This is a genomic window from Allobosea lathyri (assembly GCF_900108245.1).
In the GTDB taxonomy this organism is placed as follows: domain Bacteria; phylum Pseudomonadota; class Alphaproteobacteria; order Rhizobiales; family Beijerinckiaceae; genus Allobosea; species Allobosea lathyri.
The window spans coordinates 487581-502173 of the sequence record NZ_FNUY01000002.1 but is presented as its reverse complement, the minus strand read 5'-3'; the positions used below and the strand labels follow the sequence as shown (position 1 = coordinate 502173).

The window sequence follows — 14593 nt, the reverse complement described above, 5'->3', positions numbered from 1 at the left end:
GGGGCTGTCTTTACGCTCGAATTACGGACGGGTTGGGGCAGGCGTCGTCGGGCGGGTACCGTCTATGGCGCGCTGCAGCGCCTGGCGGTCGGTAGCGTTGGGAACTTCGGTGCGGCGCTGCGGATCGGCCGTAGGGCTGGCAGGCGTCCGCGGCTCATCGGCGGGGGCCTCGGTCGGCTCGTCGCCGGTTTTGGGCTTCAGCAGCTTCTTGATGAAGTCGGCGTTGACGTCCTGCGGCAGCATCGCGATCAAGGAACGGCCGGTCTCCTCCAGCATCGGCTTGGCCTTCGCGTCCTTGGCCCAGACCGGCATGTTCTTGTCGCCCATCAAGGCGGCGAAGAAGAGATATCCGATCACGGCAAGCAGAACGCCGCGGGCGGCGCCGAAGACGAAGCCGAGCGTGCGGTCGAGCGCGCCGATGCGCGAATCCAGCACGAAATCGGAAATCCGGGCCGTCACAAGCGAGACGACGATCAAGGTCAGCAGGAACAAAGCCGCAATCGAGGCGATCAGGGCGATCGTGTCGTTGGGGATATACTGCTTGGCAATAGGCAGAAGCTGCGGGTGAAAGACCCAGGCCACTGCAGCTGCAGCGACCCAGGAGGCAATCGCAAGGACTTCGCGTGTCAGGCCGCGCACGGCGGCCAGCAATGCCGAGATCAGAACCACGCCGATGACGACGAGATCGAGGATGGTTACAGGCATGTATGGGCCGCTTCGCTATGGTCTCGGGATGGCCTGCAAGAAATGGGCTGGCCGCATCGGCTTTGCTATACGCGCTCCGGCTGTCTGCGTCACCATTATGTAGGTGTCATTTCACATCTCTGCGAGGTGCACGGGCCGCGATATCTGCAACGAGTTCCGTGACATGGCCAAAGCGCCGCAGGCTGAGCCCGCCGCCGTCGCCATGATCGGCGCCGCCCGAGGGCATGAGCGCGGCCTCGAAACCGAGCTTGGACGCCTCGCGCAGCCGGGCTGCGGCCACTGAGACCGGGCGAATGGCGCCAGACAGCGCGATCTCGCCGAAATAAACCGATTCAGGGGGCAGGATTGCGCCGCTGAGCGAGGACACCAACGCTGCCGCCACCGCCAGATCGGCCGCGGGCTCGTTCACCCGCAGGCCGCCGGCGACGTTGAGATAGACGTCGTGCTGGCCCAGTTTGAGGCCGCTATGCGTTTCGAGCACGGCCAGCACCATGGCGAGCCGGCTGTTCTCCCAGCCGACCACCGCGCGGCGCGGTGTGCCCAGCGATGTCGGCGCGACCAGCGCCTGGATTTCGACCAGCACTGGCCGCGTGCCTTCGATTCCGGCGAAAACGGCAGCGCCGGGCGCGGCCTGATCGCGCCCCGCCAGGAACAGGGCCGAGGGGTTCGTGACCTCCGACAGGCCTTTGCCGGTCATCTCGAACACGCCGATCTCGTCGGTGGCGCCGAAACGGTTCTTCTGGCCGCGCAGGATGCGGAAGGCATGGGCGCCTTCGCCCTCGAAGGACAGCACGGCATCGACCATGTGCTCGACGACGCGCGGTCCGGCGATCTGCCCGTCCTTGGTGACATGGCCGACGAGAATCATGCAGGCGCCACTGGTCTTGGCGTAGCGAATCAGCGCCTGCGCGGAGCCGCGCACCTGCGTCACCGTGCCCGGCGCACTCTCGACCTCGCCTGACCACATGGTCTGGATCGAATCGATCACCACGAGGGCAGGGCGGTTGCCCTGGCCCAGCGTCGCGATGATGTCCTCGACATTTGTCTCGGCCGCGAGATCGACCGGCGCGTCGGCCAGCCCCATGCGCTCGGCCCGCAAGCGGACCTGCCCGGTCGATTCCTCGCCGGAGACGTAGACGACACGGCGTCCGCTCAGCGCCAGCGCCGCGCAGGCCTGCATCAGCAGGGTCGATTTGCCGATTCCCGGATCGCCGCCGATCAGCAGCACCGAGCCCGGGACGAAACCGCCGCCGGTGACCCGGTCGAGCTCGCTGATCCCCGAGACGATGCGCGGCGCGTCCTGCGTGTCGCCCTTGAGGCTTTCCAGGGCGAAGACGCGGCCGCGCGCCTTGCCGCTGGAGCCGCGAGCGCCCGGGACAGGGGCGGCCTGCGCCTCCTCGGACAAAGAGGACCAGGTGCCGCAGGAATCGCACTTGCCCTGCCAGCGATGATAAACCGCGCCGCAGGCCTGGCAGATATAGGTCGGACCGCGCTTTGCCACGCGCTCTAGAGGCCGATGTAACGGCGGGCGTAACGCCGCCCGAGGCTGGTCAGGATTTCGTAGCCGATCGTCTTGGCGCTCGTGCCGACCGTTTCCAGATCGAGCCGACCGCCGATCAGCGTCACCAGCTCGCCGCGCTGCAAGGCGGCGATGGGCGCATCGCTGACATCGACGATGATCAGGTCCATCGAGACGGTGCCGACGAAGGGGCAGAGTACCCCTCCGACAAGCGCCGAGCCGCCCGTGCTCGTACCGGTCCCGCTCGCATTGCGCGGATAGCCGTCGGCATAGCCGAGGCAGATGGTGGCGAGCTTGCGCCGCCCCTTTGCGGTCCAGCGGCCATTATAGCCGACTTGCGTGCCGCCCTCGACCTCGCGCAGCTGGAGGATGGGCGCCGTCAGCCCGATGACCGGCTGCATCGGGTTGGGCAGGCCCGGAGTGGGGTTGCCGCCATACAGCGCATAGCCCGGCCGGGTCAGCTGATAGGATGGGCAACCCTTCAGGAAATGCCCCGACGAATTCTTCAGCGAAGCCGGAATGCCGGGAAGAGCGGCTGTGACCTCGGCGAATGCCTCGATCTGGCGCGCATTGGCCGGGTCCGCCTCGTCTTCCGAAGACGCGAAATGGCTCATCACCAACCCGATATCCGCGGCGGAAATCACACCGCTCCGCTCGCGCGCTAACGTCAGCCCTTCGCCCTTCCACAGGCCGAGCCGGTTCATCGCCGTATCGACATGCAGCGCGGCCGGACGGACGTTGGCGCCGGTCTGGCGGAACGCCGCCCATTCCAGCAGCTCCTCATGCGAACCGAGCACCGGTGAGAGGCCATGCTGCGCATAGGAGCCGCAAGTGCCGGGCAGCAGGCCGTTGAGCACATAGACCGTGGCGTCGGGCGCGACGGCCCGGACACGGATGCCTTCGGAGAGATGCGCGACGAAGAAGCTGGTGCATCCCGCCGCCGCCAGCGCCGTTGCGGCCGGCTCGATGCCGATGCCATAGGCGTTGGCCTTCACCACGGCCGAGGCCTCGGTGCCGGCCCGTGCGCCCAGAGCGCGCCAGTTGGCGACCAGTGCCGCGAGATCGACCGTCAGCGTGGCGCTGGAGGATGCGGTCTCGGCTGTATCGAAAATGCTCATTCGCGATCCGGAAAATGGGCCTCGTCGGCACGGTCGGAGAACCGCGTCACTTCGGCGTCGAACTGGAGGCCGATCGTGCCGGTGGGGCCATGGCGCTGCTTGCCGATGATGAGTTCGGCCAGTCCGTGCGCGGCTTCCATCTCGATCTGCCACTTGTTGTGTTCTTCGGTGCCGGGGCGCGGCTCCTTGCCCTTGAGGTAATACTCCTCGCGGTACACGAACATGACCACGTCGGCGTCCTGCTCGATCGAACCCGATTCGCGCAAGTCCGAGAGCTGCGGGCGCTTGTCTTCGCGGTTCTCGACCTGACGCGAGAGCTGCGAAAGCGCGATGACCGGCACGACGAGCTCCTTCGCCAGGGCCTTCAGGCTGGTCGTGATCTCGGTGAGTTCCTGCACGCGGTTCTGCCCGTTCTTGGCCGAGCCGGAGAGGAGCTGGAGGTAGTCGATGAAGAGGACGTCGAGCCCCTTCTGCCGCTTGAGCCTGCGGGCGCGGGCGACGAGCTGCGCGATCGAGATGCCGCCGGTCTGGTCGATATAGAGCGGCAGCTTTTCGATCTGGCCGGCGACATCGGTCAGCCGGGCGAAATCGCCCTCGGTGATGCGCCCCTGCCTGATCTTGTAGGAGGAAATGCCGGACTGCTCGGCCACGATACGCGTCGCCAGCTGGTCGGCCGACATTTCGAGCGAGAAGAACGCGACGATGCCACCATCGACGGTCTTCATCGAGCCGTCCGGCTGGCGCTCGCCGCGCCAGGCCTTGGCGATATTGAAGGCGATATTGGTCGCCAGCGAGGTCTTGCCCATGGCGGGGCGGCCGGCCAGCACGATCAGGTCTGAGCCCTGCAGGCCGCCCATCCGCTGGTCGAGATCGCGCAGGCCCGACGAGATGCCCGACAGGCCGCCGGCCCGTTGATAGGCGCTCGCGGCCATGTCGATCGCGGTGCGCAGAGCCCCGTCGAATTTCTGGAAGCCGCCTTCGTAGCGGCCCTTCTCGGCCAGTTCATAGAGCTTGCGCTCGGCTTCCTCGATCTGCTCGCGCGGCGGCATCTCGACGGGGGCGTCATAGGCGACGTTGACCAGTTCCTCGCCGACGCCGATGAGCTGGCGACGGATGGCGAGGTCGTAGACGTTGCGGCCGTAGTCCTGCGCATTGATGACGGTCGTCGCTTCCGCCGCGAGGCGGGCAAGATATTGCGAGGCGGTGATGCCGCCGAGATCCATCTCGCCGACGAAGGTCTTGAGCGTGATCGGCGTCGCGATCTTGCCGGCGCGGATCAGGCTCGACATCAGCTCGAAGACGCGCTGGTGGATCGCCTCGAAGAAATGGTCCGGCAGCAGGAAGTCGGAGACCCGGTAGAAAGCGTCGTTATTGACCAGGATCGCGCCCAGCAGCGCCTGCTCGGCCTCGATATTGTGAGGCTGGACGCGGTATTCGGCCTCGCGATTGTCGAGGCGGGCGACGAGGGCGGTGGCAGTGGCCATGGCCATCCTGATCATCACGAGTGGCTGGTTGCTCAAACCCGGAAGGCAGCCGCGTTTCAGTCGCAAGCTGGCCTGAGTCGGAAGCGACGTTAATCTAGCACCCTGACGGTTTGCGCCAGCACCGAATCCGCCATCCCCGCAGTCCACAGCCCGTCCAACGAAAAGGGCGCCATGTTGCCATGGCGCCCCTTGACTCGTTGCGAAGCCGGGAAGGCTCAGCGATCGTCTTCGCCGGCCTCGGCCAGCGCCGCACCGACCTCAAGGCCGAGATCGTCGAGGTCGAATTCCTCGCGGGCCGTGACGTTCTCGCCGCGGACCTGGCGCTCGGCCTCTTCCTTCGAACGGGCGACGTTGACGGTGACGGTGACCGAGACTTCCGGGTGCAGCACGACCGGCACGGTGTGCAGCCCGAGCGTCTTGATCGGCGCGTTGAGTGTCACCTGGCTGCGCGCGACATGGAAGCCGTCGCTGGTCAGGGATTCGGCGATATCGCGGGTCGAGACCGAGCCGTAGAGCACGCCGGATTCGCCCGACTGGCGCAGGATCACGACCGAGTGGCCGTTCAGCGTCTCGGCGACGGCTTCGGCTTCCGACTTCAGCTCGAGATTGCGGGTCTCGAGTTCGATGCGCTGGGTCTCGAAGCGCTTGCGGTTGTCCTCGGTGGCGCGCAGCGCCTTGCCGCGGGCAAGCAGGTAGTTGCGGCCGAAGCCGTCGCGCACGCGCACGACTTCACCCATCTGGCCGAGCTTGGCGACGCGTTCGAGCAGGATCACTTCCATTGTCTTGTCTCCTTGTTGTCTTCGGTTTGTGTGTTTTCAGGCTGTGGGAGGCGGTGGAGGCATCGCGGCCCGCTTGCGCAGGCCGAAAAGAGTGTCGAACAGGCCCACCACCGCCAGCAGCGGCGTCAGGATGGCCTGCATCACGACAAGCGCGACATAGATCGAGATCAGCATCGGCGTACGCCAGGGACGGCCGCGCGACAGGTCGTGCAGCATGGCGAGTCCGCTGAACATGAAGGCGGCCAGCAGCGCGCCGGCCATGGCGGCGCCGGCAAGGCCGATAAAGCCGCCCAGCAGCGCCGTCACCACGGAGGCCGCCAGCAGAAGCAGCGCCTGGCGTGGCAAGGTCGTGCCGGGAATGAAAGGCCAGGGACGGGGCAGCCGGCCCGAAACCTGAACCGCCTTGGCGGCAAGCCATAGATTGGCGGTAATGGTCGTCACGAAGGACGCGCCGATCCCGACCGGAACCATCGGTGCAAGGCCCTGCGCCAGTTCGCTGACGGTGACGTCCGCAGGCAGGGTGATCAGCTTGCCGCGCACCATCTCGTTCAGCAGGTTCTCGATGACCCGGGCGATGACGGTGCGGTAAGTGTCGTAATCCGTCGTCATGACCAGCGCGCTGCCGATCGTGGCCAGCGTCGCGGTGGCGGCAATCCAGATCAACAGATTGCCGAGCGGATACCATTCGGTGGTGCCGTGCCCGTCGCCCCGCGCCAGCAGCGCGAGATAGCCGATCCACCATGCCGGCAGGGCAATGATGACGGCAAAGGCTGCGCCCGCCGACGGCGTCAACGCAACAGCCACGGCAAGAGCACCGGCGCCACAGGCGAACAATCCGGAACGGTGGTTCCAGCCCAGCGCGGCAATGAAAATCGGAAGGGGGGCTGCAGAATACAGCACGACGGCCAGCGGCGATCCTGTGATCACCACTGAAAAGAGCAGGGCCGCTACCAGGCCCGCGCCGATGCCGACGATCGGAAGCATGCTTTCGTCCTGCTGTCCCGCTGCTCGAGGCCTTCAAGGCCCGACAGGGTGAGAGGCGTCTCGCCTCAACATACCCGGAGGAGTTTCACCGCCGGGCGACCAAGAGTGATCAGTTCGATGAACCGGCGGCGCTGACGCGCCGCCGGGAAGTCCAAGATCCGCTCAGCGGATGACGTAGGGCAGCAGGCCCAGGAAGCGGGCGCGCTTGATCGCCTGAGCGAGTTCGCGCTGCTTCTTGGCCGAAACGGCCGTGATGCGCGAGGGCACGATCTTGCCGCGCTCGGAGATGTAGCGCGAAAGCAGACGCACATCCTTGTAGTCGATCTTCGGAGCGCCTTCGCCCGAGAAGGGGCAGGACTTGCGGCGGCGGAAGAAGGGGCGGCGTGCGCCAGCTGATGCAGTCGACATGGATCAGGCCTCCGCGCCAGTTGTGGTTTCGGTGCCTTCGTCGTCACGACGCGGGCGGTCGCGGCGCGGGCCGCGGTCACGGTCGAAACGGTCGCCGCCACCAGCGCCGCGATCGAAGCGATCGCCACGCTCGCCGCGATCATCGCGGTCGCGCTTCTGAAGCATGGCCGACTGGCCTTCCTCGAGCTCCTCGACGCGGATGGTCAGGAAGCGCAGGACGTCTTCGTTGATGCGCATCTGGCGCTCCATCTCCAGCACGGCGGCGGAGGGGGCGTCGATGTTCAGCAGCGAGTAGTGAGCCTTGCGGTTCTTGTTGATGCGATACCCGAGCGACTTCACGCCCCAGTACTCGACCTTCGGAACCGAGCCGCCATTCGCCTCGATAATGCCCTTGAACTGTTCGACAAGAGCTTCAACCTGCTGCGCGCTGACATCTTGTCGCGCGAGCAGCACATGCTCGTACAATGCCATGATTGGCCTTCCTTAGTTTCACCCTGCTTCGTTCGGCGCGGAGCCCTCCGAGCCCCTGGATAAGGCCCGACAGGATTTCATCGAAGGCGGAGACACGGGATGGCGGCTCGCAACCACGAGCCTGCGGGATGACCTGCGGACAGAATCCCGCCATCCGTTCAGCCTCCGGCCGAACAAACAGGAGGCGGTCGTTACAGCCTCGCGGCTCCTTACGCAACCAAATTCCGTTTGCAAATTCCGTTTGGCGGCGTTGACGAGTAGGAGAAAAGTAGCATCCCACGCTTGACTTGGCAGCGCCAGCGATGTGACAGCGCCGTCTTGGTAAGCGAAGTGTGAATTTGAGGCTCGACCGAATGACGACAGCATTCATCTTTCCCGGCCAGGGTTCACAGGCCGTCGGCATGGGCAAGACTCTGGTCGAGGCTTTCCCGGTTGCGAAGGCTGTCTTCGACGAGGTCGATGCCGCACTCTCCCAGAAGCTCTCTACCCTGATGTGGGATGGGCCTTCCGAGGAGCTGACGCTGACCGCCAACGCCCAGCCGGCCTTGATGGCTGTCAGCCTGGCAGTCATTCGTGTGCTGGAGGCCGAAGCTGGCCTGTCGCTGCAGCGTGACGCCGCCTTCGTGGCCGGTCATTCGCTTGGCGAGTATTCGGCGCTTGCAGCTGCTGGCACGTTCTCGATCACCGATGCCGCAAGGCTCCTGCGCATTCGTGGCGACGCGATGCAGAAGGCCGTGCCGGCGGGCGAGGGCGCCATGGCGGCCCTGCTCGGCGCCGAACTCGATCTCGCCCGCGCGATCGCTGCAGACGCGGCGCAAGGGCAGGTCTGCCAGGTTGCCAACGATAATGGCGGCGGCCAGGTCGTGCTCTCCGGCGCCAAGGCGGCGATCGATCGGGCTATCGCGCTTTCGGCCGAGCGCGGCGTCAAGCGCGCCATGTTGCTGCCGGTCTCGGCCCCCTTCCATTGCGCCCTGATGCAGCCCGCCGCCGACGCCATGCGCGAGGCATTGGCCGAGGTCTCGATGCAGGCGCCTTGCGTGCCGGTCATGGCGAATGTCGGCGCCGCACCGCTGAGCGATCCCGAGGCAATCCGCGCCTCACTGGTGGCGCAGGTCACGGGGACCGTGCGCTGGCGCGAATGCGTGCTGGCGATGACTGAGGCCGGCGTGACGGACTTCATCGAAGTCGGCAGCGGCAAGGTGCTGGCAGGTCTGGTCAAGCGGATCGCTACCGGCGTCACGCCGATCTCGGTTGGAACCGCCGATGATATCGCGAGCTACAAGACCCGGAACGGGTGAAACGGCAGAACGCCGAACCAAAGGGAGAGACGATGTTTGATCTGACGGGCAAGAAAGCCCTGGTCACCGGCGCGACCGGCGGCCTGGGCGGCGCGATCGCGCGCACCCTCCATGCCCAGGGCGCCAGCGTCGCGCTGTCGGGCACCCGTATCGAGTCGCTGGAGGCTCTCGCGGCCGAACTCGGCGAGCGGGTGGTGATCACCCCTTGCAATCTCGCCGACAAGGAGTCGGTCGAGGCGCTCGTTCCCGCTGCCGAAGAGAAGCTCGGCGGGCTCGATATCCTCGTCAACAATGCCGGCGTCACCCGCGACAACCTTTTCCTTCGTCTGAAGGACGAGGATTGGGACAGCGTCATCGCCATCAATCTGACCGCTGCGTTCAGGCTGTCGCGCGCGGCGGTGAAGAGCATGATGCGCCGGCGCTATGGCCGAATCATCTCTATCGGCTCCGTCGTGGGCACGAGCGGCAATCCCGGCCAGGGGAATTATGCGGCATCAAAAGCCGGCCTGATCGGCATGTCGAAGGCGCTCGCCGCCGAGGTCGCCAGCCGCAACATCACCGTCAATGTCGTCTCGCCGGGCTTCATCGAGTCGCCGATGACACAGGCTCTGAACGACAAGCAGCGCGAAGGCATTCTCTCGGACGTTCCGATGGGACGGCTTGGCGCGGGGGTTGATGTCGCCGCTGCAGTCGCCTATCTCGCCAGCGGCGAAGCCGCTTACGTGACGGGGCAGACCCTTCACGTGAACGGCGGAATGACAATGATTTGAACCATTTGTGAAAGATTCTAAACAGGTTTCGACGGCGCCGCGATGCTCTCGCCAGCCCCGATCCTGTGTGATAACTAGCGCCGTCGCACTGCGGTGCCGGAGCTGGGGGACTTGACGGGAACCCGGTTGTTGCGTTTGTGCAGGCTTCAAGAGTTCCGGCTCGCTGACACCGAAACGGTGAAGCGGGATGCAGGAGTGAAGGTCCATATACGCCTCGCGATCCAGCGATGTGTTTTCAATTTTTAAGGAATAGACCCATGAGCGATGTCGCCGAGCGCGTGAAGAAGATCGTGGTCGAGCATCTCGGCGTCGAGCCTGAGAAGGTTGTCGATGGCGCCAATTTCATCGAGGATTTGGGTGCGGACAGCCTCGACACGGTCGAGCTCGTGATGGCGTTCGAGGAAGAGTTCGGCGTCGAAATCCCCGATGACGCTGCCGAGACGATCGTGACCGTCGGCGACGCCGTCAAGTTCCTGTCGAAGAGCGCCTGACCGGCCCCTTTGGGGTCGCTCGCCGCCGAAAGCGCCATGGTTTCACGCAGTTATCCGATGCGACGTGTCGTCGTGACCGGGCTCGGCATGGTGACCCCACTTGCTTGTGGCGTCGAGCTGACCTGGTCTCGTATTCTTGCCGGCGCCAGTGGCGCCGGCCCCATCACCAGCTTCGATGCCAGCGACCTGCCGGCGCGGATTGCGTGCAGCATTCCGCGTGGCGACGGCTCCGACGGGACCTTCAATCCAGATGACTGGATGGAGCCCAAGGAGCAGCGCAAGGTCGATGATTTCATCGTTTTCGCGATGGCAGCCGCCAAGCAGGCGCTCACCGACGCGAACTGGAAGCCCGAATCCCAGGAGGATCAGGTCGCGACCGGTGTCGCGATCGGTTCCGGCATTGGCGGATTGGGCGGAATTTACGAAGCCTCGATCCTGTTGAAGGAGCGCGGCCCGCGCCGTCTCTCCCCCTTCTTCATCCCGGGGCGCCTGAGCAATCTGGCAGCTGGCTATGTGTCGATCGAGCACGGCCTCAAGGGGCCGAATCACGCCGTCGTCACCGCCTGTTCGACTGGTGCGCATGCGATCGGCGATGCCTCGCGCATGATCGCGCTCGGCGATGCCGAGGTCATGGTCGCCGGCGGCGCCGAATCGGCGATCAACCGGCTCGGCATTGCCGGCTTCTGCGCCTGCCGCGCTCTCTCGACCAATTTCAACGACACGCCCGAAAAGGCCTCGCGTCCCTATGACAAGGATCGCGACGGCTTCGTGATGGGCGAGGGCGCCGGTGTTGTCGTGCTCGAAGAGCTCGACCATGCCCTGGCGCGCGGCGCACGCATCTATGCCGAGGTCGTCGGCTACGGCATGTCGGGCGACGCCTATCACATCACTTCGCCGGCAGAAGATGGCGATGGCGCCTATCGCTGCATGTCGGCGGCGTTGAACCGCGCGGGCGTCACGGCGGGTGATCTCGACTATATCAACGCACATGGCACCTCGACGCAGCTTGGCGATGAGATCGAGCTTCGCGCCGTCGAGCGCCTGCTGGCCAATGCTCCCCGGAAGCCGGCCATGTCCTCGACCAAGTCGGCGACCGGCCATTTGCTGGGAGCAGCAGGTGCGATCGAAGCGATCTTCGCGATTCTCGCGATTCGCGATCAGGTCGCTCCGCCGACGATCAACCTCGACAATCCTTCGGTCGAGACGGATCTCGATCTTGTGCCGCATGTTGCGCGCAAGCGTGAAATCGACCTCGTTTTGTCGAATTCCTTCGGATTTGGTGGCACGAACGCCTCTTTGGTGATGAGGCGCTACGCCAACGGCGCGTGAACCGGGCGGGCAGCGCGCTTTCGCCATAATTTTGGCTAGAGTGCGCAGCGCGTTCGAGGACGCGAATTTGCTTTCACAGGCGCCGTGAATCCGGTTCTATCGGGTTGGCGATGCCCCGTTGCTTCCGGTTCGCTGCCTGTCACGTGGCTGAATCGTTGCGTGTCGTGACCATGCCCCTAGTGCGAGCGCTATATCCGTGAATCAACCGCCACGCGTTGCCCCCAAAAGCCCCAGCGAGGCTCTCAAGCCGGTTGCGCCACCCGCGCCGCCGCCGAAGGCGCGTCGCCGTCGCCGCAGCCCCTTCATCGCCATGCTCAGCGGCCTCTTCACGGCCGCGCTGGTCGTTGCGGGCCTTGCGGGAGCAGGCATCGCGATGGTCAGCAGCCAGAGCAAGGCGCCGGGGCCTCTCAGCGCCGACCGGGTCCTGATCATCCCGAAGGAGAGCGGTCTGACGGAGATCTCCGACCTGCTGCAGCGCGAGGGGCTGATCGAACATCCCTGGGCTTTCCGCGTCTCGGCGCTGATCAGTGGCAGCTGGACCAAGCTCAAGGCGGGCGAATATCTGTTCAAGGCGCGCGTCAGCCAGCAGGAGATTCTCGACATCATCGGCGAGGGCAAGGCTGTCGAGCATTCGATCACCGTGCCTGAAGGCCTGACCAGCGAGCAGATCATTGCTCGCCTGCGCGAGAACGATCTCTTGAGCGGTGACGTCATCCAGGTGCCGCGCGAAGGCTCGATCCTGCCCGACACCTACAAGTTCCAGCGCGGCTCGACCCGCCAGGCCATGGTCGACCGCATGACGCGCGATCAGCGCCGCATCCTCAACGATGTCTGGACGCGCCGCCCGGCCGACCTGCCGATCAAGACGCCGCAGGAACTCGTCATTCTCGCTTCGATCGTCGAGAAGGAGACCGGGCGCGCCGACGAGCGGCCGCGTGTCGCTGGCGTCTTCATCAACCGCCTCAACCGCAAGATGAAGCTCCAGTCCGACCCGACGATCGTTTACGGCATCGTCGGCGGCAAGGGCACGCTGGGTCGCTCGATCATGCGCAACGAGATCACGCAGCCGACGCCCTACAATACCTATGTCATCGACGGCTTGCCGCCCGGACCGATCGCCAATCCAGGCCGTGCGGCGATGGAAGCCGTGGTCAACCATTCGCGCACCAAGGATCTCTACTTCGTCGCCGATGGCAGCGGAGGGCACGCGTTTGCCGAGACGCTCGACCAGCACAACCGCAATGTCGGGCGCTGGCGCCAGATCGAGGCGGTTCGCCGCGAGCCGGGCAAGCCTCCGTCGGAGACTTCCGTCGACAAGGTCGAGCCGCCACCGGCTCCCGATACCCGCACCGAGGCTCCCGGAGCGCAGCCGACCAATGCCGACACCGGAGATGTCGAGACCTATCCTGTCCCCGGCAACCGCCGCGCAGGCGCGTCGCAGACCGGCGGCAATATTCAGGCCGGCGTTGCTGGCTCCCGCGCGCGCGCCTTCGACGCGTCGGAGGGGACCGCGAGGGACCCGTTGCTGAACCGGAGTTTCGACCTCAACTCTCCCAAGCAGGTGCCGGCGCTGAAGCCCTGATCGGCCGGGGCTCCATCCCCATCTTCCTTGGCCGCGCGCTTGCCGCCGGCCGAGCCGGCCACTACGGTCCCGCCGCACTAAAACGGCGGAGCGATAGATTTATGGCCATTGAAAGCATGACGGGTTTTGCCCGTGTGGCGGGCACTGCCGGCATCCATGCCTGGGCCTGGGAAATCCGCAGCGTCAACGGCCGTGGCCTCGATGTGCGCGTCCGCGTTCCCCCCGGTTTCGAGATCCTGGCCGAAGCGGCGCGCAAGCGTCTGACCGGCGCGTTCGCCCGCGGGACGTTGCACGTCAATCTCTCCATCAGCAGCGATGCAAGGCCGCCGCGGCCGCGCATCAACGAGGCGGCGCTGGCGGCTTTGCTCGAAGCCGTGGCGCGCCTGCCCGCCTCGGATTCCATTCGGCCACCGTCCTATGACGGGCTGCTCGGTATCCGAGGGGTCGTAGAACTCGCAGATGAGAGCGATGATACGCTGGCTGCCATCGAGGCGCCGGTTCTGGCTGGGCTGGAGGCTGTGGTGCTTGCCTTGAAGGAGGCGAGGGCCAGCGAGGGGCGAGCACTCGAGGCTCTCGTCACCGGTCAGCTGGAGAGCATCACCAGGCTGACGAGCGAGGCCGAGCTGCATCCGGCGCGCGGTGTCGATGCGATCCGCGAACGGATCGCGGCACAGGTCAAGACCCTGCTGGAAGCGAGCCAGACTCTGGATCCCCAGCGATTGCATCAGGAGGCGGCGCTGCTGGCCGTCCGGGCGGATATCCGCGAGGAGATCGACCGCTTGCACGCCCATGTCGCTGCCCTGCGCGTCCTGCTCGGACAGGGCGGGCCGATCGGTCGCAAGCTCGACTTCCTGTCGCAGGAATTCGGCCGCGAGGCTTCGACGCTCTGCGCCAAGGCGGGCGATGCTGGCCTGTCGCGCATCGGCCTCGATCTGCGCACGGTGGTCGATCAGATGCGCGAACAAGTCCAGAATGTGGAGTGAGGGCTGATGGCCGAATCTATGCGCCCGGCCCGACGCGGCCTGATCATGATCATGTCCTCGCCCTCCGGCGCGGGCAAATCCACCCTGACGCGCACCCTGTCCAAATCGGCAGCCGAGACCAATCTCGACCTGTCGATTTCCGTGACGACGCGCCCGAAGCGCCCCTCCGAGATCGAGGGCGTTCATTATCACTTTATCGATCGCGCCAGCTTCGACGAACTACGCGAGCGCGACGAACTGCTCGAATGGGCTGAGGTGCACGGCAATGGCTACGGCACGCCGCGCAAGCCCGTCGAGGCCTCGCTGAAGGCCGGCCGCGATGTGCTGTTCGACATCGACTGGCAGGGCACGCAGCAGATTCTCGAGCGGGCGCGCGAGGATGTCGTGACGATCTTTATCCTGCCGCCGTCGATGGCCGAGCTGCGCTCCCGATTGGTCCGGCGCGCCGAGGATGCGCCCGACATTATCGCCAAGCGGCTCGCCAATGCCCGTGACGAGATCGCGCGCTGGGAAGTCTACGACTATGTCATCGTCAACGACGATCTCGAACGCGCTTATGAGGCCGTGCGGTCGATCCTCGCGGCGGAGCGGCTGAAGCGCAGCCGTGCGGTCGGATTGGGCGATTTCGTCGAGCGCCTGCTGAACGAAACCTTGCCCTGAGCGGGACCGCGC

At 65.6% G+C, this 14593-nt stretch carries 15 protein-coding genes; 7 read left to right on the top strand and 8 right to left on the bottom strand.

The genetic code is table 11. The features are described from left to right. Positions 1 to 21 precede the first annotated feature (21 nt). The 8 genes from C4S73_RS06695 to rpsF all read right to left on the bottom strand — a co-directional run bounded on the left by C4S73_RS06695 (position 22) and on the right by rpsF (position 7468). Complete coding sequence (locus C4S73_RS06695; RefSeq protein ID WP_103871678.1) at positions 22 to 705, bottom strand: CvpA family protein; 684 nt, start codon at positions 703 to 705, stop codon at positions 22 to 24. Positions 706 to 811: 106 nt separating this feature from the next. Next, the gene (radA, locus tag C4S73_RS06690) at positions 812 to 2206 is read right to left on the bottom strand and encodes a DNA repair protein RadA (RefSeq protein WP_103871677.1); all 1395 of its coding nucleotides are present in this window, start codon (positions 2204 to 2206) and stop codon (positions 812 to 814) included. Between the two features lie 5 nt (positions 2207 to 2211). Further along, positions 2212 to 3342 carry an alanine racemase gene (gene alr, locus C4S73_RS06685; protein ID WP_103871676.1) on the bottom strand — a complete coding sequence of 377 codons (1131 nt, stop codon included), beginning with the start codon at positions 3340 to 3342 and terminating at the stop codon, positions 2212 to 2214. Then, the gene (locus tag C4S73_RS06680; protein ID WP_103871872.1) at positions 3339 to 4826 is read right to left on the bottom strand and encodes a replicative DNA helicase; all 1488 of its coding nucleotides are present in this window, start codon (positions 4824 to 4826) and stop codon (positions 3339 to 3341) included. The genes alr and C4S73_RS06680 overlap by 4 nt, the downstream gene beginning before the upstream one ends. Positions 4827 to 5041: 215 nt before the next feature. Continuing rightward, the gene (gene rplI, locus C4S73_RS06675; RefSeq protein ID WP_103871675.1) at positions 5042 to 5605 is read right to left on the bottom strand and encodes a 50S ribosomal protein L9; all 564 of its coding nucleotides are present in this window, start codon (positions 5603 to 5605) and stop codon (positions 5042 to 5044) included. Positions 5606 to 5641: 36 nt separating this feature from the next. Further along, the gene (locus C4S73_RS06670; protein ID WP_103871674.1) at positions 5642 to 6589 is read right to left on the bottom strand and encodes a DUF2232 domain-containing protein; all 948 of its coding nucleotides are present in this window, start codon (positions 6587 to 6589) and stop codon (positions 5642 to 5644) included. Between the two features lie 162 nt (positions 6590 to 6751). Next, complete coding sequence (rpsR, locus tag C4S73_RS06665) at positions 6752 to 6997, bottom strand: 30S ribosomal protein S18 (protein ID WP_038367644.1); 246 nt, start codon at positions 6995 to 6997, stop codon at positions 6752 to 6754. A gap of 3 nt (positions 6998 to 7000) precedes the next feature. After that, a complete protein-coding gene (gene rpsF, locus C4S73_RS06660) occupies positions 7001 to 7468 on the bottom strand; it encodes a 30S ribosomal protein S6 (RefSeq protein WP_103871673.1) in 468 nt (155 codons plus the stop codon). Positions 7469 to 7821: 353 nt separating this feature from the next. On the opposite strand from rpsF, the gene fabD reads away from it, so the two are divergent. The 7 genes from fabD to gmk all read left to right on the top strand — a co-directional run bounded on the left by fabD (position 7822) and on the right by gmk (position 14581). Continuing rightward, the gene (gene fabD / locus C4S73_RS06655) at positions 7822 to 8766 is read left to right on the top strand and encodes an ACP S-malonyltransferase (protein ID WP_103871672.1); all 945 of its coding nucleotides are present in this window, start codon (positions 7822 to 7824) and stop codon (positions 8764 to 8766) included. Between the two features lie 32 nt (positions 8767 to 8798). After that, a complete protein-coding gene (gene fabG / locus C4S73_RS06650) occupies positions 8799 to 9536 on the top strand; it encodes a 3-oxoacyl-[acyl-carrier-protein] reductase (RefSeq protein WP_103871871.1) in 738 nt (245 codons plus the stop codon). Positions 9537 to 9793: 257 nt separating this feature from the next. Next, on the top strand, positions 9794 to 10027 hold the full coding sequence (locus tag C4S73_RS06645) for an acyl carrier protein (RefSeq protein WP_056713189.1): 234 nt from the start codon (positions 9794 to 9796) through the stop codon (positions 10025 to 10027). Positions 10028 to 10084: 57 nt separating this feature from the next. Continuing rightward, a complete protein-coding gene (gene fabF / locus C4S73_RS06640) occupies positions 10085 to 11356 on the top strand; it encodes a beta-ketoacyl-ACP synthase II (RefSeq protein WP_103871870.1) in 1272 nt (423 codons plus the stop codon). Between the two features lie 196 nt (positions 11357 to 11552). Next, entirely contained in the window at positions 11553 to 12938 is a 1386-nt protein-coding gene (gene mltG / locus C4S73_RS06635) for an endolytic transglycosylase MltG (protein WP_244595470.1), read from the top strand. A gap of 101 nt (positions 12939 to 13039) precedes the next feature. Beyond that, positions 13040 to 13921, top strand: a complete 882-nt coding sequence (locus C4S73_RS06630; RefSeq protein ID WP_103871670.1) for a YicC/YloC family endoribonuclease — start codon at positions 13040 to 13042, stop codon at positions 13919 to 13921. Between the two features lie 6 nt (positions 13922 to 13927). Continuing rightward, positions 13928 to 14581 (top strand): guanylate kinase, encoded by a 654-nt coding sequence (gene gmk, locus C4S73_RS06625; RefSeq protein ID WP_103871669.1) that lies wholly within the window; start codon positions 13928 to 13930, stop codon positions 14579 to 14581. The last annotated feature ends 12 nt before the right edge of the window (positions 14582 to 14593 follow it).